This window comes from Stenotrophomonas sp. AS1, assembly GCF_048957655.1.
Lineage (GTDB): Bacteria > Pseudomonadota > Gammaproteobacteria > Xanthomonadales > Xanthomonadaceae > Stenotrophomonas > Stenotrophomonas bentonitica_A.
Genome location: NZ_JARVXM010000010.1, coordinates 21333 through 39993, shown reverse-complemented (window position 1 = coordinate 39993; position 18661 = coordinate 21333). Strand labels below are relative to the sequence as shown.

The 18661-nt window shown below is 66.5% G+C and carries 19 protein-coding genes; 10 read left to right on the top strand and 9 right to left on the bottom strand.

Features of this window, described 5'->3' with window-relative positions; genetic code table 11:
• The 3 genes from PV764_RS19115 to PV764_RS19105 are packed head-to-tail and all read left to right on the top strand — an operon-like array spanning position 1 to position 1902.
• Positions 1–543 (top strand): PH domain-containing protein, encoded by a 543-nt coding sequence (locus tag PV764_RS19115; RefSeq protein WP_019184533.1) that lies wholly within the window; start codon positions 1–3, stop codon positions 541–543.
• A 9-nt stretch (positions 544–552) separates the two neighbouring features.
• A complete protein-coding gene (locus PV764_RS19110) occupies positions 553–1362 on the top strand; it encodes a M15 family metallopeptidase (RefSeq protein ID WP_019184534.1) in 810 nt (269 codons plus the stop codon).
• 27 nt (positions 1363–1389) lie between these two features.
• Positions 1390–1902 (top strand): hypothetical protein, encoded by a 513-nt coding sequence (locus tag PV764_RS19105; RefSeq protein WP_019184535.1) that lies wholly within the window; start codon positions 1390–1392, stop codon positions 1900–1902.
• 2 nt (positions 1903–1904) lie between these two features.
• Here the strand turns inward: PV764_RS19105 and PV764_RS19100 are convergent, their stop codons facing one another.
• From PV764_RS19100 to PV764_RS19075, 6 genes are all read right to left on the bottom strand, one after another.
• Positions 1905–2579, bottom strand: coding sequence for a DNA-3-methyladenine glycosylase family protein (locus PV764_RS19100; RefSeq protein WP_421117298.1), 675 nt, complete (start codon positions 2577–2579; stop codon positions 1905–1907).
• A 1-nt stretch (position 2580) separates the two neighbouring features.
• Positions 2581–2952, bottom strand: coding sequence for a DUF423 domain-containing protein (locus tag PV764_RS19095; RefSeq protein WP_019184537.1), 372 nt, complete (start codon positions 2950–2952; stop codon positions 2581–2583).
• A gap of 103 nt (positions 2953–3055) precedes the next feature.
• Positions 3056–4135 (bottom strand): SRPBCC family protein, encoded by a 1080-nt coding sequence (locus PV764_RS19090; protein ID WP_019184538.1) that lies wholly within the window; start codon positions 4133–4135, stop codon positions 3056–3058.
• 56 nt (positions 4136–4191) lie between these two features.
• A complete protein-coding gene (locus PV764_RS19085; RefSeq protein WP_160298430.1) occupies positions 4192–4356 on the bottom strand; it encodes a hypothetical protein in 165 nt (54 codons plus the stop codon).
• A gap of 92 nt (positions 4357–4448) precedes the next feature.
• Positions 4449–5090, bottom strand: a complete 642-nt coding sequence (locus tag PV764_RS19080; protein ID WP_019184539.1) for a response regulator — start codon at positions 5088–5090, stop codon at positions 4449–4451.
• Entirely contained in the window at positions 5090–6286 is a 1197-nt protein-coding gene (locus PV764_RS19075) for a sensor histidine kinase (protein WP_019184540.1), read from the bottom strand. Before PV764_RS19075 ends, PV764_RS19080 begins: the two co-directional genes overlap by 1 nt.
• A gap of 138 nt (positions 6287–6424) precedes the next feature.
• Here PV764_RS19075 and PV764_RS19070 point away from each other — a divergent pair, with 138 nt between their 5' ends.
• Genes PV764_RS19070 through PV764_RS19050 form a run of 5 tightly spaced genes read left to right on the top strand, consistent with a single transcriptional unit; the run spans position 6425 to position 9463 of the window.
• A complete protein-coding gene (locus PV764_RS19070) occupies positions 6425–7021 on the top strand; it encodes a GNAT family N-acetyltransferase (RefSeq protein WP_019184541.1) in 597 nt (198 codons plus the stop codon).
• A 15-nt stretch (positions 7022–7036) separates the two neighbouring features.
• Positions 7037–7822, top strand: coding sequence for a septum site-determining protein MinC (gene minC / locus PV764_RS19065; RefSeq protein ID WP_019184542.1), 786 nt, complete (start codon positions 7037–7039; stop codon positions 7820–7822).
• A gap of 35 nt (positions 7823–7857) precedes the next feature.
• Positions 7858–8667 (top strand): septum site-determining protein MinD, encoded by an 810-nt coding sequence (gene minD / locus PV764_RS19060; RefSeq protein ID WP_019184543.1) that lies wholly within the window; start codon positions 7858–7860, stop codon positions 8665–8667.
• Positions 8668–8669: 2 nt separating this feature from the next.
• Entirely contained in the window at positions 8670–8930 is a 261-nt protein-coding gene (gene minE, locus PV764_RS19055; RefSeq protein ID WP_017355894.1) for a cell division topological specificity factor MinE, read from the top strand.
• Between the two features lie 47 nt (positions 8931–8977).
• Positions 8978–9463, top strand: coding sequence for a hypothetical protein (locus PV764_RS19050; protein ID WP_421117297.1), 486 nt, complete (start codon positions 8978–8980; stop codon positions 9461–9463).
• A gap of 205 nt (positions 9464–9668) precedes the next feature.
• Here PV764_RS19050 and PV764_RS19045 read toward each other — a convergent pair whose 3' ends face one another.
• The 3 genes from PV764_RS19045 to PV764_RS19035 form a co-directional block, all read right to left on the bottom strand.
• Positions 9669–10907: a DUF819 domain-containing protein gene (locus PV764_RS19045; RefSeq protein WP_172838052.1), complete on the bottom strand. Its 1239-nt coding sequence runs from the start codon at positions 10905–10907 to the stop codon at positions 9669–9671.
• A gap of 280 nt (positions 10908–11187) precedes the next feature.
• Positions 11188–13251 carry a prolyl oligopeptidase family serine peptidase gene (locus PV764_RS19040; protein ID WP_046273778.1) on the bottom strand — a complete coding sequence of 688 codons (2064 nt, stop codon included), beginning with the start codon at positions 13249–13251 and terminating at the stop codon, positions 11188–11190.
• A gap of 154 nt (positions 13252–13405) precedes the next feature.
• A complete protein-coding gene (locus PV764_RS19035; RefSeq protein ID WP_421117296.1) occupies positions 13406–15376 on the bottom strand; it encodes an OPT family oligopeptide transporter in 1971 nt (656 codons plus the stop codon).
• 222 nt (positions 15377–15598) lie between these two features.
• On the opposite strand from PV764_RS19035, the gene PV764_RS19030 reads away from it, so the two are divergent.
• Complete coding sequence (locus PV764_RS19030) at positions 15599–16750, top strand: DUF1624 domain-containing protein (protein ID WP_421117295.1); 1152 nt, start codon at positions 15599–15601, stop codon at positions 16748–16750.
• Positions 16751–16883: 133 nt separating this feature from the next.
• Positions 16884–18659, top strand: a complete 1776-nt coding sequence (locus tag PV764_RS19025; RefSeq protein ID WP_421117294.1) for a peptide MFS transporter — start codon at positions 16884–16886, stop codon at positions 18657–18659.
• The last annotated feature ends 2 nt before the right edge of the window (positions 18660–18661 follow it).

Here is an 18661-nt window from a genome sequence, read left to right as displayed (position 1 = left end):
GTGAGTGCACTTCACCGCTTCGACGTCGCCCCATCGCCGGCCTGGCGGTTGCTGTGGTTGTGGGTTCCGCTGCTGCTGGTCGCTGGCGTGATGGTGGGCACCGCGCTGGACGCACCGGAGCGCTCGCACACCGAACTGTTCATCACCCTGCCGTTCCTGGCGGTGCTGGCCGCGGCGCTGACCTGGGCGTACACCCGCCGCAGCATCGTGCTGCACCAGGACACGCTGGAGGTGCAGTCGACCTTCTACCGCAAGCGCGTGCCGGTGAGCGCCATGCGCCTGGATGAGGCGCGCATCGTCGATTTCGCCGAACATGGCCGCTACAAGCCCACGATCAAGACCAACGGCTACGGCATGCCCGGGTTCCAGTCCGGTCATTACCGGATGGCCGACCGCAGCAAGGCGTTCTGCCTGATCACCGACAGCAGCCGTGTGCTGCACCTGCCGCTGCGCGATGGCAGCGCCGTGCTGGTCAGCCCGGAGCGCCCACGTGCACTGCTCGATGCGCTGCAGGCGCTGGCCGGACCGCCGCGCGCGCACTAAGCTGGCCGCATGCGCCGATCTCCCGCCCTGCTGATCAACACCGCCGAGATCGAACTGTGGCCCGGCGGCCTGCTGCGTGCACGCGGCTCTGCCGACGCGCGCGCCCTGGCCCGCGCGCAGTGGGTACTGCGGCGCAAGCGCGATGGGCGCTACCTCGCCGTCGCTACCGCCCACGGCGTGCTGCCGCTGGTGCCGCGCCTGATGCGCGAGCCGGGCATCGAGGAGGCACTGGATGCGCTGGACCGCCAGCTGCTGGAGCACCGCCGTGGCGGCGCGCCCGATGCGGTGCTGCCCCTCAGTGGACTGCAGCATCGCCTCCAAACCCTCGGGATTGATGCCGATGCCTACGAAGCCGCGACCGGACTGGCACTGGAGGCCGAACCGGCGCAGCTGCACCTGGCCGGGTTCGACCGCTACCGTCGCCCCCTCTGGCTGCGCCGTGAGGCCGCCCGGGGCTGGCAACGTCTGCGCCAGCAGGCGTCCGCCGATGGCATCGCAATGGACGCGATCTCCGGTTACCGCAGCCACGATTACCAGCTCGGCATTTTCGCGCGCAAGCGCGGCCGTGGGCTGAGCGTGGAGGACATCCTCACGGTCAACGCCGCGCCCGGATACAGCGAACACCACAGCGGCTACGCGTTGGATATCGGCACACCGGGCGAACTGCCGGCGGAAGAATCGTTCGAGTCGACTGCCGCGTTCGCGTGGCTGGGCGAGCATGCCGGGCGCTTCGGGTTCCAGCTGAGCTACCCGCGCGACAACCCGCACGGGATCGTCTACGAACCGTGGCACTGGTGCTGGCGCAACGCCACACCCTGACCGGGGCGGCCCACAAGGAGGACAACCATGGACGATCAGAATCCCTACCAGGCCGGTGAGGTTCCCCCCTCCACGCCCAAGGCACCGCACTGGGAACAGGTGCCGAGCGGGATCACCAGGCCAGTCACGCAGCTCTGGTTACTGGGCGCGGGACTCACCGTGTTCACCCTCGCCACGGGCGGCTGGACGTGGGCCAAGAACCAGCACGTGCTCGCCATGATGAACGTCATCGCTGCGGCGATGCTCAGCTGCGTTTACCTGGCTCTGGCAGTGGGGGTCTACAAACGCAGCCGGGTTGCCGCCTGCCTGACCGCTGCGCTGTGGGCATGGGTGTTCGTGATGCATCTGAGGCAGGACACCGCAGGCATGGCAGACACGCTGCGGAGGATAGGGACGACGCTTGTGATCGGGGTGGTGGTCCTCCGCGGCACCGTCGCCACCTTCCGCCATCACCGCTATCTTGCGGCGAAGAAGCGCCAGCCAACACGGGCACGAATCAGCGACGACCCGGCCTTCGCGCCGAAGCCGCCGGCCGCGTAGCCTCACCCCTGCGACCGATGGGTCGTCGCCTTCGGATCCACCGTGAAATCGGCGATCCGCCACAGGTACAGGCTGGCGTAGGTCCGGAACGGCCCCCATTTCTCGCCGCGGGCGAGCAGCTCTTTCGGGCTGGGCATCCGCTCGGCCTTGTCCACGCGCTGGGCGCCCTTGCGGACCCCCAGGTCGTCCACCGGCAGGATGTCCGGGCGGCCGAGCCGGAACATCAGCATCATCTCCACCGTCCAGCGGCCGATGCCGCGGATCGGCACCAGCGCATCGATGATGGCGTCGTGGTCCATCACCGACATCCGGCGCAGGTCGGGAATCTCGCCGGCCGCCTCGCGCCGCGCAAGGTCGCGCAGCGCCAGTGCCTTGTTCCCCGATACCCCGCACACCCGCAGCCCCGCATCGTCGATGCGCGACAGCGTATCGGCATGCAGACGGGGACTGCCGATGGCGGTCTCCACGCGCCCGACGATGGTCGAGGCCGCCTTGCCGCTGAGCTGCTGGAACAGGATCGCGCGCGCGAGCGCATCGACCGGGTCGAAGGTCCTCGCCCAGCCGGGCTGCGCCTGGATGGGGCCGAGCCGCTTCATCCAGGTGCCCAGCCGCCGGTCGCGCCGACTCAACCAGTCATGCGCTTCATCAACATCGAAGCCGCGGCGGTACCGGGGCATGTCAGCGCCTCAGCGCATTCAGGCCGTAGGCCAGCCAGCCCACCATCAGCGCGGTGCCACCGACCGGGGCGAGCTGCGTGCTGAGCTTCCACAGCGCGCCTGCCACCAGGCTGCCGGAGAACAACAGGGTGCCGATCAGCAGGACATACAGCGCCAGGCGGCCCAGCGTGTTCTGCTGCGTGGGGCCCAGCACCGCCAGCGCCACGCCGTGCCCGAACGCGTACAGCGCCGCCGTGGTCACGTGCGACTGCGCCAGCGGATCGGCGATGCCGTGCGAGGCATAGGCCGACAGCCCAACCGCGGTGGCCGCCAGCAGGCCGCCCAGGCCGGCCAGCAGGGAGGGTTTGCGCGTGCGTCGTTCCAGGTTGAGCATGCTTGCGTCCTTCAGACAGTGCCCCGCTGGCGGAGCCAAAAAAAAACGCGCCGCAGGAAGCGGCGCGTTTCAGGTCGTGCGTTACATCACGGCAACCGTCGGTTTACTTGACGGCCCAGTAGATGTCGTACGTGCCTTCCGGAGTGAACGACTTGTCCACGCCGTCCTTCCAGGACTCGTACGGACGATCGATCACTTCGTTGCCGCCGGTCACCGACCACGCACGCAGGGCGTTGCGGGCGATGTCCAGGCCAGCCATGTGGCCGGTGTAGGCCGCGTGGGCCGAACGGTGCGGAGCGACATGCACGTACTTGACCGGGGCACCACCGTCGATCTTCACCGTCAGGGCTTCGGCAGTCGCGCCTTCAGCACCCTTCTTCTTGACCGGCTGGGCTACGTCGAAGGCGTACTTCTCGGCGCCGAAATCGGTGGTGATGATGCGGAACGGACCGGCGGCTTCGAGGTTGTTGGCCTCCATGACGCGCTTGATCCACTCCTGGTTGTCCTTGATGGACTTGGTGATGGTTTCCTGGCCGCGGTCCACGTTGCCGGCGGTGACGACCAGCAGGTCCTCGGCCGGGACGTCCACGATGGCCAGATCGGTCAGCGGGGCTTCGGCGGTGCGGTAGTCCACGTTCGGCACGGTGGCCAGCATGTTGGCCATGCGCGACAGACCCAGCTTCAGGTCGTCACCGGCGTGACGGCTGACGTACAGGCCAGCGTAACGACCGAACAGGTTGAAACCGTACTTGACGTTGTAGTCCTGCGTGATCTTGACGTTGCGGCCACCCTTGCCGGTCGGCTCGAGGGTGAAGTTGGTCACCTTGTCGTGGCCCTTGCTCTCGTCCTCGATGGCGATGGCAACGTGCTTGTTCTGCTCGGACTCGGTGATCACCCAGCTACCCTGGCCCAAGGAACCTTCCTTGGAGGTGTAGTCCAGGCGTGCGCCGACGCCGGCAGCGGGGCCGGAGTGCTTCAGTTCAACGGCGGGATCGCGCAGCAAGAGCGGGTTCCAGTCCTTGAAGCGGCGCAGGCTGTTGACCGTGTCGAACACGATCGTCATCTTGCGGTTGGTCTCGATGCTTTCGGAAATATGGCGCTCGCCCGGCAGACATACGCCAATGATGACGAACAGGCCAGCCACGATCCCCAAGGCGATCAGGAACTCGATAATACGGGTCATTCAGGAGTCTCCGGGGCCGATCCCACGGCCGGGTTGATTGAAGCGAAGCGCCAATCCTAGCAGGCTTCGCCGGTGTTGTTGATCAGGGTTGGCACACCGGTTTCCATGTCGGCAGCGGTTTTGCATAGACAAGGAGCGGAAAGATAACGCATCGCGCGTGTCAGCACGTAGCGGATGGACAATATTTCTTTGCCGGATTCGGCCGTCAGGCCCGAAAACATCCCCGCATCGCTTGCGCCGCAAGGGTTTCACGAAATTCGGCAAATACGTCGTGACCGGCGGCTGCACGATGGCCTCCGCCGGTCCGCGCGGCTCAGACCAGCTGCAGTTCGAAGGCCTTGAGCACGGCCCGGGTGCGGTCGCGCACGCCCAGCTTGGAGAGGATGTTGGACACGTGGTTCTTGATGGTGCCCTCGGCCACACCCAATGAATTGGCGATCTCCTTGTTGGAGAAGCCGCTGGCCATCAGCCGCAGGATCTCGGTCTCGCGGTCGGTCAGCGGGTCGGGCCGGTCCAGGCTCACGAACTCGTTGCGCATGTGCTCCAGCCCGGACAGCAGCCGCTGGGTGACCGCCGGCTGGACCAGCGAGCCGCCATCGGCCACGGTCCGGATCGCCCCCACCAGCTGGTCCAGGGTCACATCCTTGAGCAGATAGCCCTTGGCGCCGGCCTTGAGCCCGGCCAGCACAAGCTGGTCGTCATCGAAGGTGGTCAGGATGATGGTCGGCGGCAGCTGGTTCAGCCGCGACAGCATCTGCAGCGCCTCCAGGCCGGACATCACCGGCATGCGCATGTCCATCAGGACCACGTCCGGGCGGACCTGCGGGACCACCTCGACTGCCTGGCGGCCATCGGCGGCCTCGGCGACCACCTCGATGCCGTCATCGAGCGCCAGCAGCGAGCGGATCCCCTGCCGCACCAGGGTTTGGTCGTCGACCAGGCAGACGCGAATCATCAACGCACTCCTTCAATGACAGCGCTCAGCATCAATACTGGCACGCCGGGTACCGAGGCACGAAGGCGGAAGCCCTGGCCCCGGCGGGTTTCGATCTGCAGCTCACCACCGCATTGTTGCAGGCGCTCGCGCATCCCGCGCAACCCGTTGCCGACCACGATGCCGTCGGCCCCCACCCCGTCATCATGCGCTTCCAGCACCACGATGCCCGGTGGCTCGCGCCGGACCTTGATCCACAGGTTGCGCGCGCCGGCGTGGCGCACCGCATTGGTGATGATTTCCTGGGTGCAGCGCAGCAGTACGTGGGCCCGCTCGGGGTCTTCCACGCTCAGCGGCTCGTCGATATCCAGGTGGATGTCCAGCGAGGGGACCTGCTCGGTCAGCGGGCGCAGGGCCGCGGCCAGGTCGATCGCGCCGCTGTCGCGCAGCTGGCTCACCGCCTCGCGCACGTCGGTCAGCAGCAGCTTGGCCAGGGTGTGGGCCTGGTGCACATGCTCCTGGGCCTGGCCCTCGGTGATGTGGCCGGCCACCTCCAGGTTGAGGCTGAGGGCGGTGAGGTGGTGGCCCAGCAGGTCGTGCAGCTCGCGGGAGATGCGGGTGCGTTCATTGACCCGGGCGCTTTCGGCCAGCAGCACGCGGGTGGCGCGCAGCTCGGTATTGAGCCGGCGCTGTTCCTCGCGGGCATCGGTCTGCTGCCGGGCCACCAGGCTGGTCACGAAGATGAACATGGAGAAGCCGCCATACAGCAGCGACTGCATCACCGCCTCGAACAGCGAGAAATTCAGGATCAGGTAGTAGACCGGCAGGACCGCCAGCTGGCTCAACAACAGCCAGATCACCCCGCCGCGCACCGGCAGCATCCAGGGAATGACCCCGGCAGCGACCATCATCAGGATGCTGCCCAGCCCCGAACCGCTCAGGTAGCTCACGCCCAGCGCCGAGGCGGTGAGCAGCACCAGCATGACCCGGTCGTACCAGCGCGAGTGGCCGCCGTTGCGCAGCCCGCGGGTCAGCCAGAAGTAGCCGGCACCGAAGGCCAGGTACGCGGCGAACAGCCACAGCGCCCACGCATCGACGCCACCGCCGCGGCGCAGCAGCGCTTCGTACTGCGAGTAAACCAAAGGAAGTCCGACCATGACCCAGGTGAACAGGCCGGCCAGTCGCAGTACTCGGGTGTGGCTGAGGTATCCCAACATGGACGCATAGTAGGCTGAACCTGTTCCCCTGCACTCCCACAGAAGTCATGCCTGTCGGCTCGCGGGGGGAAGCCACCCATGCAATAATCGGACCGAGGGCCCCTCGATGGGCCAACCGCGTTACCCCACGGAGTCACAATGTCGATTGTCATCCGCGACGTGCGCGAGCACGAGCTCGATTCCGTCCTGGCCCTGAACAACAATGCCGGCCTGGCCATCCTGCCGTTGGATGCCGCCCGCCTGCGTCTGTTCTATGAGAGCGCTGAGTATTTCCGCGTCGCCGAGCGCGACGGCAACCTAGCCGGTTTCCTGATCGGCTTCGGCAGCGACAGCCAGCACGACAGCAGCAACTTCGCCTGGTTCAAGCAGCAGCTGGATACCAAATTCTTCTACATCGACCGCATCGTGGTCGCCAGCCGCCGTCGCGGCGGTGGTGTCGGCCGTGCGTTCTATGCCGATGCCCAGAGCTACGCCGAGCTGCGCTATCCGCAGCTCACCTGCGAAGTCTTCCTGGACCACGGCGCCGATGCCGCCCTGCTCTTCCACGGCAGCTTCGGCTTCCGCGAAGTCGGGCAGAACAACATGGCCCACGTGGATGTGCGTGCCAGCATGCTGCTCAAGGACCTGTGCAGTTACCAGTGGGTGCACGACACCTACGGCGACCAGCTGCCGGATGTGCCCTGGGTGGGCCATCGCCGCGAGCCGCTGCGCGCGCAGCAGCAGACGGGGACCTGATCGGTGGCAGCGAACATGGATTTTGAACAGGCCGGCGAACTGAAGATCGGCCAGGTCGGCATCGCAAATCTGCGCATCCGCACCCTCGATGTCGAACGCCTTACCCGGGAAATGCAGGAACGTGTCGCGCGTGCGCCGAAGCTGTTCGGGCGTGCCGCAGTGATCCTGGATTTCGGCGGACTCAGCAAAATACCCGACGTGGCCACCGCCAAGGCACTGCTGGATGGCCTGCGCAGGGCCGGCGTGCTGCCGGTCGCGCTGGCCTATGGCACCACCGAAACCGACCTGCTCTCCCAGCAGCTCGGCCTGCCGCTGCTGGCCAAGTTCCGCGCCCAGTACGAGCGTGCCGAAGCCGAGCCCGCCCCCGCGCCTGCCCGCGCGCCGGTCGCCGAGCCGCCGCGCCGTTCGCGTGCCGCTGCCGCCGTACCCGCGGCGCCTGCCCCGAATGCCGTGGCCACCGGTGGCGCGCCCAAGCCGGGCCGCATGCAGACCGTCAATGTCCGCTCGGGCCAGCAGCTGTACGCGGAGAACTGCGACCTGACCGTCATGGCCACCGTCGGCGCCGGCGCCGAAGTGATCGCCGACGGCAGCATCCACATCTACGGTACGCTGCGGGGCCGTGCCCTGGCAGGTGCCCAGGGCAACACCACGGCGCGTATTTTCTGCCGTGAATTCCACGCTGAACTGGTCGCCATCGCCGGCCATTACAAGGTACTGGACGATGTTCCGGACTCCCTGCGCGGCAAGGCCGTGCAGGTGTGGCTGGAACAGGACCAGATCAAGATCGCTGCGCTGGACTGACGCAGCCCCCAAACAGAAGAATCAGGAGAAATCCTTTGGCTGAAATCATCGTAGTCACCTCCGGCAAGGGCGGCGTCGGCAAGACCACCAGCAGCGCCAGCCTGGCCTGCGGGCTGGCACGTCGTGGCAAGAAGGTGGCCGTGATCGACTTCGACGTCGGCCTGCGCAACCTCGACCTGATCATGGGCTGCGAGCGCCGCGTGGTGTACGACTTCGTCAATGTCGTGCACGGCGAAGCGACCCTCAAGCAGGCCCTGATCAAGGACAAGCGCTTCGACAACCTGTACGTGCTGGCTGCCTCGCAGACCCGCGACAAGGACGCGCTGACCCAGGAAGGCGTGCGCAAGGTGCTCGACGACCTGGTCGCCGACGGCTTCGAATACATCATCTGCGACTCCCCGGCCGGCATCGAGAAGGGCGCGTTCCTGGCGATGTACTATGCCGACCGTGCGGTCGTGGTGGTGAACCCGGAAGTGTCTTCGGTGCGCGACTCGGACCGCATCATCGGCCTGCTCGACTCGAAGACCCACAAGGCCGAATCCGGCAAGAACGTGCCGGCCTTCCTGCTGCTCACGCGCTACAGCCCGGTGCGGGTGGAAAGCGGGGAGATGCTCAGCATCACCGACGTCGAAGAAGTGCTGGGCCTGAAGGCCATTGGCGTGGTGCCCGAGTCGGGCGACGTGCTCAATGCGTCCAACAAGGGTGAACCGGTCATTCTGGACCCCGAATCGGCGGCGGGCCAGGCATACGAAGATGCGGTTGGCCGCATCCTTGGCGAAGAGCGTCCGATGCGCTTCACCACCGTGGAGAAGAAAGGCTTCTTCAGCAAGCTGTTCGGAGGGTAAGCATGGGACTGTTCGATTTCCTGAACCGAAAGAAGACCACTGCCGAAACGGCCAAGAACCGCCTGCAGATCATCATCGCGCAGGAACGCAGCCACCGCGGCGGCCCGGACTACCTGCCCCTGCTGCAGCGCGAGCTGCTGGAAGTGATCAAGAAGTACGTCAACATCGACGCTGATGCGGTCAAGGTCGACCTGGTCAAGGACGGCGAGCACGATGTGCTCGATATTTCCGTCGCCTTGCCGGAAGGCCCGCAGCAGCCCTGATCGACATCGCCCCTTCCGCCCCGGAAGGGGCGGTTGAGCGGTAACCCATGAACGACGCTGCCCCCACCGCCGAACCGCAGGTCACCCGCCTCGGCGATATCCGTTTCGACGACGCCCGCGCCCTGCTCGCGGCCCACGATCTGCGCCTGCATCGTGTGGCCGATGGCGCGCCGATTCCGGGCAGCTACTGGGGCGAACCCGAAGCCGGCATCATCGGCAGCGATGTCTATGTCCGCGATGACACGCCCGTGCACTCGATGCTGCACGAAGCCTGCCACCTGATCGTGCTGCCGCCGGAGCGGCGTGCGCTGGTGCACACCGATGCCACCGATTCGGTACCCGAAGAAGACGCCACCTGCTACCTGCAGATCGTGCTGGCCGGGCAACTACCGGGGGTAGGCAGCGCGCGCCTGATGGCCGACATGGATGCGTGGGGGTATACGTATCGGTTGGGGTCTACGAAGGCGTGGTTCGAGCAGGATGCAGAAGATGCCAGAGCGTGGTTACTCGAACGCGGCCTTCTTACCGCGTAAATCCGCACGCGCGGTAACTCCCGGGCGCGTGGCGACGCGCCAATCGCATCGGCGCCGGGGTCTTCACTCGGCGCGGTTCGAGCAGGACGGTGAAGATGCACTTGCCTGGTTGATCTAGCGCAGGTTGCTTCTGCCGTAGAGCCGACCGTTGGTCGGCTGTCGTGCGCTGTGACGCGACGTGACAGCAGCCGACCAACGGTCGGCTCTACCCTGCCATCGCGCGCAGCGTGATGCCCACGATGTAGGCCAGGTACGTGCCCGTCGCGTAGCCCATCGTGCCCAGCAGCACGCCGACCGGTGCCAACGAGGGGTGGAACGCCGCCGCGACCACGGGCGCCGAGGCCGGCCCGCCGATGTTGGATTGCGAGCCGATCGCAAAGTAGAAGAACGGCACCTTCAGCGCGCGCGCCAGCGCCCACAGCAGCACGATGTGCACCGCGATCCAGATCAGGCCAAGCAGGAACAGCCAAGGGCGGTCCAGCAATGCCAGCAGATCCATCTGCATGCCGATGCAGGCGATCAGGAAGTACAGCAGCAGCGAACCCAGCTTGGAGGCACCGGCGCCTTCCAGATTGCGCGCACGGGTGAAGCTCAGCGCCAGGCCGCAGGTGGTGGAGATCACCACTACCCATACGAAGGGCGCGTCCAGGCTGAACTGCGAGGCCCAGGCGACATGGCCCTTGAACCACGCCGAGACCGGACCGGCGATCGCATGCGACAGCCCCACCACGCCGAAGGCAACGGCGACGATCAGCATCAGGTCGGTCAGGCTGGCCACGCGCTCGTGCTGCGCCTGGAAGGCCTGGATGCGCAGCTTGAGCGCATCGATGCCCGAGGTATCGGCCCCACTGCGCGCATCGATCTTCGCCGAACGCCCGGCCATGAAGATCAGCACCGCCATCCACACGTAGCCGACACCGACATCGACCACCGCGAACTGCCCGAAGGTGGTCGCGTTGACATCGAACACTTCGCGCATCGCCAGCATGTTGGCACCACCGCCGATCCAGCTTCCTGCCAGCGCGGCCATGCCGGCCCAGGTATCGCCGGCCACGGTTGCCGGATGCAGCCACTTCATCAACTGAAACGCGACCACCGCGCCGACCATGATGCTCAGCGAGGCGCCCAGGTACATCACGATCAGTTTCGGTCCCAGCCGCAGGATGCCCTTGATATCCACGGCCAAGGTGAGCAGTACCAGCGCAGCGGGCAGCAGGATGTCGCGGGCGACCGGGTTGTAGAGATGGGTGTTCTGGCCATCGATCAGGCCGACGGTGTTGTACACCCCGGGAATCAGGTAGCACAGCAACAGGGCTGGCACGTAGGTGTAGAAACGCTTCCACGGCCCCTGCTCGCGCGAGGCAGTCCAGAACACGGCGCCGAGGGTGGCGGCGATCAGGCCGAAGACGACGATGTCGTTCTGGATCAGGGCGGGTGCTTTCACGGGTGTGGAATGCCTGGACGATGGGCGTGCGATTCGGCACGTTTCGGGAAACAATCACGGGTAGAGCCGACCGTTGGTCGGCTGCCGTAAAAGAGCAGCCGACCAACGGTCGGCTCTACCGGTTACAACGCCGGCAATAGTCGGTCACACCGCCGGCAATAGTCGGTCACACCGCCGACAATGGTCGGTTACAACACCACCGATCACCGGTGACACCACGGCCAACGAGACCCGGTGCCATGAACAAGCGCCGCCCCTGGGGGCGGCGCGTCGAACCGGTTTACTCGCCGATGTGCTGCTTCAGCCAGCCGTTGACGGTGTCATGCCACTGCACGCTGTTCTGCGGCTTGAGCACCCAGTGGTTCTCGTCCGGGAAATACAGGAACTTGGACTCGATGCCCTGGCGCTGCGCGGCGGTGAACGCCGCCAGGCCCTGCTCCACCGGAATGCGGTAGTCGAGCTGGCCGTGCACGATCAGGATCGGCTTCTTCCAGTCCGAGACGTGGTTGACCGGGTTGAACTTCTCGTAGTTGGCGGCCTTCTCATACGGCGTGCCGCCCTGCTCCCACTCGGTGAACCACAGTTCTTCGGTGGCGTAGCCCATCATGCGCTGATCGAACACGCCGTCATGGTTGACCAGGCACTTCCACGGCTCGTTCCAGTTGCCGGCGATCCAGTTGACCATGAAGCCGCCGTAGCTGGCGCCCAGCGCGCATGCCTTGTCGCCGTTGAGGAACGGGTACTGCTTCTGTGCCGCGGCCCAGCCCTTCTGCAGATCTTCCAGCGGGCGGTCGCCCCAGTGCTGGCTGATCGCGTCGGTGAAGGCCTGGCCGTAACCGGTGGAGCCGTGGAAGTCGATCATGACCACTGCGTAGCCCTGCCCGGCGTAGGTCTGCGGGTTCCAGCGATAGCTCCAGCCATTGCCGAAGCTGCCCTGCGGGCCGCCGTGGATCAGGAACGCGACCGGGTAGCGCTTGCCTTCCTGGTAGTTGTACGGCTTGACCACGTAACCGTGCACGGTCTCGTTGTTCCAGCCCTTGAACTGGAACTGCTCGTAATCGCCGAAGGCGACATCGGGCAGCATCTCGCCGGCGCTGGGGGTGATCTCGCGCGGGTTGGCGCCATCGAAGGCGGCCACGACGATCTGGTCGCCGCTCTTCAGGCTGTTCTTCGTATACGCCAGGGTAGTGCCGGCGATCACCGGCGAGCCGATGCTGCCGCCGTCCACCACCACTTCGGCTTTGCCCGTGGCGATGTCCACGGCGAAAAGGCGGTGCTCGCCCATGTCGTCGGCGCTGGTGTAGATCAGGCTGCCGTCACCGGACAGCACGATCTCGCCGGCCGAACGATCCCACTTGGGGGCGATCTCGCGGGCCTTGCCGGTCGCCACGTCCATCGCCATCAGGCCGAAGCGGTCCGCTTCGAAGCCCGGGCGCTTCATGGCACGGTAGTACAGGGTCTTGCCGTCGGCACTGAACACCGGGCCGGCATCCCAGGCCGGGTTGGACGCGGTCAGGTTGACCGGCGCCTGCTTGCCCTCGGCATCCAGACGGTACAGGTCGAAGTTGGTCGACCACGGCTCCTGCTTGCCGGCCACGCGGATCGCGGCGACCACGCTCTTGCCATCCGGCGACCAGGTGAAGTCGTCATTGCCACCGAACGGCTTGGACGGTGCATCGCCGGCCAGCGTTGCGCTGATCGCCGAGGCGCCCTTCACCGCCGCGGCCTTGGCGGCCGGCAGCGGCGCCACGAACAGCGTGTTGCGGCGGCCGTCGGCCCAGGTGTCCCAATGGCGCACGAACAGGTTGTCGAACACCTCGCCGGTGTTCTTGCGCGCCTTGTGCGCGTCCAGCTTCTTGCTGGTGCAGGCCAGGTCCGAACCGCAGTCCTGGAACACGCCGCTGCTGAAGGCCACGCGGTCGCCCTGCGGGGAGACGTGGAAGCTGTCCACATCGACCGGGAAATCGGTCAGCTGGCGCGGCGTGCCGCCGGTGGCCGGCTGCGCGTAGAGCTGCTGGCTGCCATTCCTGGCGCTCAGGAAATACACGGTCTGGCCATCGGCCGACAGCGCGGCGGAATTGACGTTCCAGCCGGCCGGGGTCAGCGGCTTGGGCGGGGCCAGGTCGCGCGTGCGCAGGTTGCGGATGTACAGGCCGGTGCTGGCCTTGCTGTCGGTGCCGACCACGCGCTTGGCGAAGATGACGTTGCCGCCATCGGCGGTGAGCAGCGGGCTGGAGACCCGATCCAGCGCGATCATGTCGCGCACATCCAGGCCACGCGTGGCCGCCAGCGAGGGCATCGCGGTCAGCAGGCACAACGGCAGCAGGGCGTAACGAAGTTTCATCGGGGTCTCCGCGGAACGGCAAAACGCCGATGTTAGGGCCGCAAGGGCCGCACATGCAAAGGCCATCGGTCATGCCGGCGCATTGGCTGAACGCAGAAACGACACACCCCGCCGGAGCGGGGTGTGTCATGACCCGGATCGGAGTCGTTGTTGCTTAGACCGAACCCACCGCGCGCTTGCCGGTGCGGTAGATCAGCCAACCGACCAGGAACAGCACGGCCAGGCCGATCCACTGCGCGCCCGGCAGGTGGAACGGCAGCGCCAGCACATCGGCGCGGCTGCTGACCACGATCGGGATCGCGATGGCGATGCCCATCAGGGCTTCACCGGTGATCAGGCCGGCGGCGAACAGCACGCCCGGCTTGTGCACACGATCACGGCCTTCTTCATCATCGCCACGGATCTTGTGGAAGCGCTCCACCAGGTAGGCGATCAGGCCACCCAGGAAGATCGGGACCATCAGTTCCAGCGGCAGGTAGATGCCGATCGCGGCGGCCAGCACCGGCACGCGGAAGCGGGCATTGCGCGACTTCAGCCAGCTGTCGAAGGCGATGATCGCCGCACCGACCACCGCACCGATACCGATGAAGGTCCACGGCAGCTCGCCGCCGAACAGGCCCTTGGCCACCGAGGCCATGAGGTTGGCCTGCGGCGCGGCCAGCGCGTTGGGATGCAGCTCGGACTTCACGCCGATGCCGTAGGCGGTGGCCAGCAGGTTCAGCACCGGGGCCATGATCAGTGCGCACGAGAATGCGCCGATACCCAGCATCAGCTGCTGCTTCCACGGGGTGGCGCCGACGATGTACCCGGCCTTGAGGTCCTGCAGATTGTCACCGCCGACCGCGGCCGCGCAGCACACCACCGCGCCGATCATGATCGCGGCCACCGCGCCCAGCGGCGCACCGCCGATGCCAACCGGGGTCAGGCCATCCTTGCCGAGCAGCAGCACCAGTACCGCCGAGGCGAACAGAATGGTGGAGATGGTGATGCCCGAGACCGGGTTGTTGGACGAGCCGATCAGGCCGGCCAGGTAGGCCGAGACCGAGACGAACAGGAAGCCGGCCACGATCATGATCAGGGTCATCGGGATCGACACGTGCCACTGGCCCACGATGGCCTGGTACAGCGCCAGCAGCGGCAGGGTGAACACCACCAGGGCCACCAGCATCCACTTCATCGGCAGGTCGCGTTCGGTGTGCGCCAGCGCCGGGCCACCGCTCTTGCGGGCCGCGGCAAAGCCACTCTTGACGCCGTTGAGCAGCGACTTGCGCAGCGAGATCAGGGTCCAGACGCCGCCGATCAGCATCGCGCCCACGCCCAGGTAACGCATCTTCGCGCCCCAGATGGCGAAGGCCGCTTCCGTCGAACTGACCGTGGCGATCGAGGCGGCCAGCGCCGGATCGGTGTTCATGAAGAACGCCTGGTACAGCGGAATTGCGATATGCCAGGTCAGGATCGAACCGGACACCACTACGATGCCGACATTCAGGCCGACGATGTAGCCCACGCCCAGCAGCGCCGGGGACAGGTTGGTGCCGATGAAGGCGGTGATCTTCGAGGTACCGACGTAGGCCGAGGTGGCCCAGGCATCCGGGATCAGGCGCAGGCCGCTTTCGGCGGCCAGCTTCACGAAGGCGCCGATCACCGCCGACACGGCCAGGATCTTCAGGCCCGGGCCCGGGTTTTCACCGGCCTTGAGCACTTCGGCGGCGGCCTTGCCTTCCGGGAACGGAAGCGGATCTTCCACGATCATCGAACGGCGCAGCGGCACCGAGAACAGCACGCCCAGCAGGCCACCCAGACCGGCGATGCCCAGCACCCACCAGTACTTGAAGTCCGGCCAGTAGCCCATGATCACCAGCGCGGGGATGGTGAAGATCACACCGGCGGCGATCGACGAACCGGCCGAAGCACCGGTCTGGACGATGTTGTTTTCCAGGATCGTGCCACCGCCGAGCAGGCGCAGCACTCCCATGGAAATGACCGCGGCGGGAATGGCGGTGGCGATGGTCAGGCCTGCGAACAGACCGAGGTAGGCGTTGGCGGCCGACAGAATCACCGCCAGCACGATGGCAAGCACCACCGCACGGAAAGTGAGCTGGCGTGGCGCAGCGTCGTTGTTCATGGAAGCCCCTGCTGGCAAAAAATCCCTGCCACGCTAGCGTTCATGTACGGGCAAGTCCAGTAGTGCCGGCCGCTGGCGTCAACGCTTCACCACCCGATCGAGGCGCCTGTTGACCTGCGCGTGCCACCGGAGTGGCGACACGCCGGACTCGGCAACGTCCCAGGCCGGGCCCATCCAATTTAGTTATGTTATATCCTATCGTACCGAGTAACCGGCGCCGCTGTGACGCATTCCCCCGCCTCCCGTTTGACCTCCATCGACCAGCTGCGCGGCACCGTGATCGTGCTGATGCTGCTCGACCACGTGCGCGAAACCTTCTACCTGCATGCCCAGGTGTCCGACCCGATGGCGGTGGACCAGGTGGAGCCGGCCCTGTTCGTCAGCCGGCTGCTGGCGCATCTGTGTGCCCCGGTGTTCGTGCTGCTGACCGGCCTGTCGGCCTGGCTGTACGCCAGCGGCAAACCGGATGGGCGCCGGGCCGCCTCGGCCTTCCTGCTCAAGCGCGGCCTGTTCCTGGTGGTGCTGGAACTGCTGGTGGTCAACTTCGCCTGGACGCTGCAGTTCCCACCGAGCGTCGTCTACCTGCAGGTGATCTGGGCAATCGGCATCAGCATGATCGCGCTGGCCGGGCTGCTCTGGCTCCCGCGCGGCGCGCTGGCGGTGCTGGCGCTGGCCGTGATCGCCGGGCACAACCTGCTCGATGGCATCCGCGTGCAGGGTGACGGGGCGCTGGCCGTGTTGTGGAAAGTGCTGCACCAGCGCGACTGGATCACGGTGACCGACGGGCTGCGCCTGCGTACCTCGTATCCGGTGCTGCCGTGGATCGGCGTGATTGCACTCGGGTGGGTGATCGGCCCGTGGTTCGCACGCGGCGGCGATGCCCTCCTGCGCCAGCGTCGCCTGTGGCTGGCCGGTGCCGGTGCGCTGCTCGCCTTCGTGCTGCTGCGGGCGATCAACGCTTACGGCGACAGCCCGTGGCAGTCCTTGGCCACGTTGGGCAATACGCTGATGAGCTTCTTCAACGTGACCAAGTACCCGCCCTCGCTGCTGTTCCTGCTGCTGACCCTGGGCATCGGCCTGCTGTTGCTGCGCCTGTACGAACAGCCGCGCGTGGCCCGGGCGCTGGCGCCATTGGCCGACATCGGCGCGGCGCCGATGTTCTTCTACCTGCTGCACCTGTATGTGCTGAAGCTGCTGTACGTGCTGGCCGAAGCACGCTGGGGCCAGACCCATGGCAGCTACTTCGCGGTCGATCTCGTGGCGAGCCTGTGGGTGATCACCGCGGTGCTGGCAGTGGCGCTGTATTGGCCGACACGGGCATTCGCGCGGTTCAAGGCGCGGCGGCGGGATCTGGCCTGGCTTCGCTATCTGTAAGCGCGCGATGCCGGGCGCCTGAGGCTGCCGGCCAGCGGCCGGCACTACGACAGCGGAGCGGCCAGACACGGCACGGCTGACCCTTCGCCCCGGGCCTATACTCGCCCCCTTGTCCGCCCTGCCCCAGCCCTCGATGACCGCAGCCGTCCTGCCCGCCGCCTCGACCTCCACCGCGACCGACGACTTCCTTGGCCATCCCAAGGGCGTCTACATCTGCTTCTTCACCGAGATGTGGGAGCGGTTCTCGTTCTACGGGATGAAGGCGCTGCTGCTGCTGTACCTCACCAAATACCACCTGTTCGGCGACAAGGCCGGCCTGGATCTGCTCGGTGCCTATGGCGGCCTGGTCTACTGCATCCCGGTCTTCGGCGGCCTGCTCGCCGACCGCTGGCTGGGCATGCGCAAGGCGGTGGTGTTCGGCGGCGTGCTGCTGGTGCTCGGCCACCTGGGCATGGCCTTCGAAGGTCACGCAGCGGTCCGCGTCGATGGCGCGGTGGTCCGCGATGATGCCGCGCTGGGCATCACCTATCTGTCGCTGGCCCTGATCATCATGGGCGTGGGCTTCCTCAAGCCGAACATCTCCACCATCGTCGGCAAGCTGTACCCGGAAAACGATCCGCGCCGCGACTCGGGCTTTTCGCTGTTCTACGCCGGCATCAACCTGGGCGCGCTGTTCGCCTCGCTGGTGTGCGGCTTCCTCGGCGAAGCCTATGGCTGGAAGTACGGCTTCGGTGCGGCCGGCATCGGCATGGTGATCGGACTGGGCATGTTCCTGTGGGGCCAGAAGTATCTGCAGGGCCACGCCGAACCGTCCGATCTGCCCGCGCTGCGCCAACGCGTGCTCGGCATCCGCCGCGAATGGCTGATCTATGCCGTGGCCGTGCTGGGCGTGATTCCGGTGGCCGCGCTGATGTGGGCCGCCGCCAATGGTGCGTTCGCGCTCGGTGGTGAACTCAGCTTGGCGCTGATGTTGATGATCGTGGTGCTCGGTGGCGTGCTGGTCTGGTTCGCCTGGTTCACCGGCACCCGCTGCACGCCGGTGCAGCGCCAGCAGATGATCGCGCTGATGGCGCTGATCTTCATGGCGCTGGTGTTCTTCACCCTGTACGAGCAGACCTATGGCTCCTGGGTGACCTTCACCGACCGCCTGCTCACCAAGGACCTGGTGCCGTCGCTGGTGATCCAGGGTGGCACCCCGCTGCCGTGGTCGATCGCCTCGCTGCTGCTGGCGCCGCTGGGCTTCGTGGTGGCCGCGCGTCTGTCCGAGCGCCGCCCGGGCTCGTCCGCGCCACGCACATTGTTCATCGTGATCGTCGCGGCGATGCTGGTCATGCTGATCCGCGACTGCCTGGTGATTCCGCAGACCGCCGGCTCGCTGACTTACCTGGGCGGCCTGTTCCTGGTGGTGCTCGCGCCGCTGTTCGCCATGCTGTGGGCGTGGCTGGACCGTCGCCGCATGGACCCGTCCAAGCCGGTCAAATCCTCGATCGGGCTGATCTTCGCCGCACTGTCGTTCGTGCCGCTGGCACTGGCGGCGCAGCAGGTGGGCGCGACCGGGCAGATGGCCAGCGTGTGGTGGCTGGTACTGGCCTACCTGATCCTGGAGATCGGCGAAATGTGCCTGTCACCGGTCGGTCTGTCCGCCGTTACTCAGCTGGCCGCGCCGCGGGTGGTCAGCCTGATGATGGGCACCTGGTTCCTGGCCACCGCGTTTTCGGAAACGCTGGCCGCGCTGTTCGGCAAGCTCGCCGCGATCGAGGTGCCGGAAGGCGAAACCATGAACATCGCCAGCGCCGCCGCCAGCTACGAACACCTGTTCTGGCTGCTGATGTGGATCGGCCTGGGGTGCGCGGCACTCGCACTGATCTGTTCGCCGCTGCTGAAGCGAATGATGCACGGGGTGAAGTAGGG

Excerpts from the sequence above, each read along its gene's own strand:
- PV764_RS19075 (WP_019184540.1), bottom strand. The coding sequence starts at position 6,286 with ATGTTGGGATACCTCAGCCACACCCGAGTACTGCGACTGGCCGGCCTG.
- PV764_RS19040 (WP_046273778.1), bottom strand. The coding sequence starts at position 13,251 with ATGAAACTTCGTTACGCCCTGCTGCCGTTGTGCCTGCTGACCGCGATG.
- PV764_RS19025 (WP_421117294.1), top strand. The coding sequence starts at position 16,884 with ATGACCGCAGCCGTCCTGCCCGCCGCCTCGACCTCCACCGCGACCGAC.
- minC (WP_019184542.1), top strand. The coding sequence starts at position 7,037 with ATGGATTTTGAACAGGCCGGCGAACTGAAGATCGGCCAGGTCGGCATC.
- PV764_RS19035 (WP_421117296.1), bottom strand. The coding sequence starts at position 15,376 with ATGAACAACGACGCTGCGCCACGCCAGCTCACTTTCCGTGCGGTGGTG.
- PV764_RS19050 (WP_421117297.1), top strand. The coding sequence starts at position 8,978 with ATGAACGACGCTGCCCCCACCGCCGAACCGCAGGTCACCCGCCTCGGC.
- PV764_RS19100 (WP_421117298.1), bottom strand. The coding sequence starts at position 2,579 with ATGCCCCGGTACCGCCGCGGCTTCGATGTTGATGAAGCGCATGACTGG.
- PV764_RS19110 (WP_019184534.1), top strand. The coding sequence starts at position 553 with ATGCGCCGATCTCCCGCCCTGCTGATCAACACCGCCGAGATCGAACTG.
- PV764_RS19085 (WP_160298430.1), bottom strand. The coding sequence starts at position 4,356 with ATGTTTTCGGGCCTGACGGCCGAATCCGGCAAAGAAATATTGTCCATC.
- PV764_RS19095 (WP_019184537.1), bottom strand. The coding sequence starts at position 2,952 with ATGCTCAACCTGGAACGACGCACGCGCAAACCCTCCCTGCTGGCCGGC.
- PV764_RS19070 (WP_019184541.1), top strand. The coding sequence starts at position 6,425 with ATGTCGATTGTCATCCGCGACGTGCGCGAGCACGAGCTCGATTCCGTC.
- minE (WP_017355894.1), top strand. The coding sequence starts at position 8,670 with ATGGGACTGTTCGATTTCCTGAACCGAAAGAAGACCACTGCCGAAACG.
- PV764_RS19080 (WP_019184539.1), bottom strand. The coding sequence starts at position 5,090 with ATGATTCGCGTCTGCCTGGTCGACGACCAAACCCTGGTGCGGCAGGGG.
- PV764_RS19090 (WP_019184538.1), bottom strand. The coding sequence starts at position 4,135 with ATGACCCGTATTATCGAGTTCCTGATCGCCTTGGGGATCGTGGCTGGC.
- PV764_RS19105 (WP_019184535.1), top strand. The coding sequence starts at position 1,390 with ATGGACGATCAGAATCCCTACCAGGCCGGTGAGGTTCCCCCCTCCACG.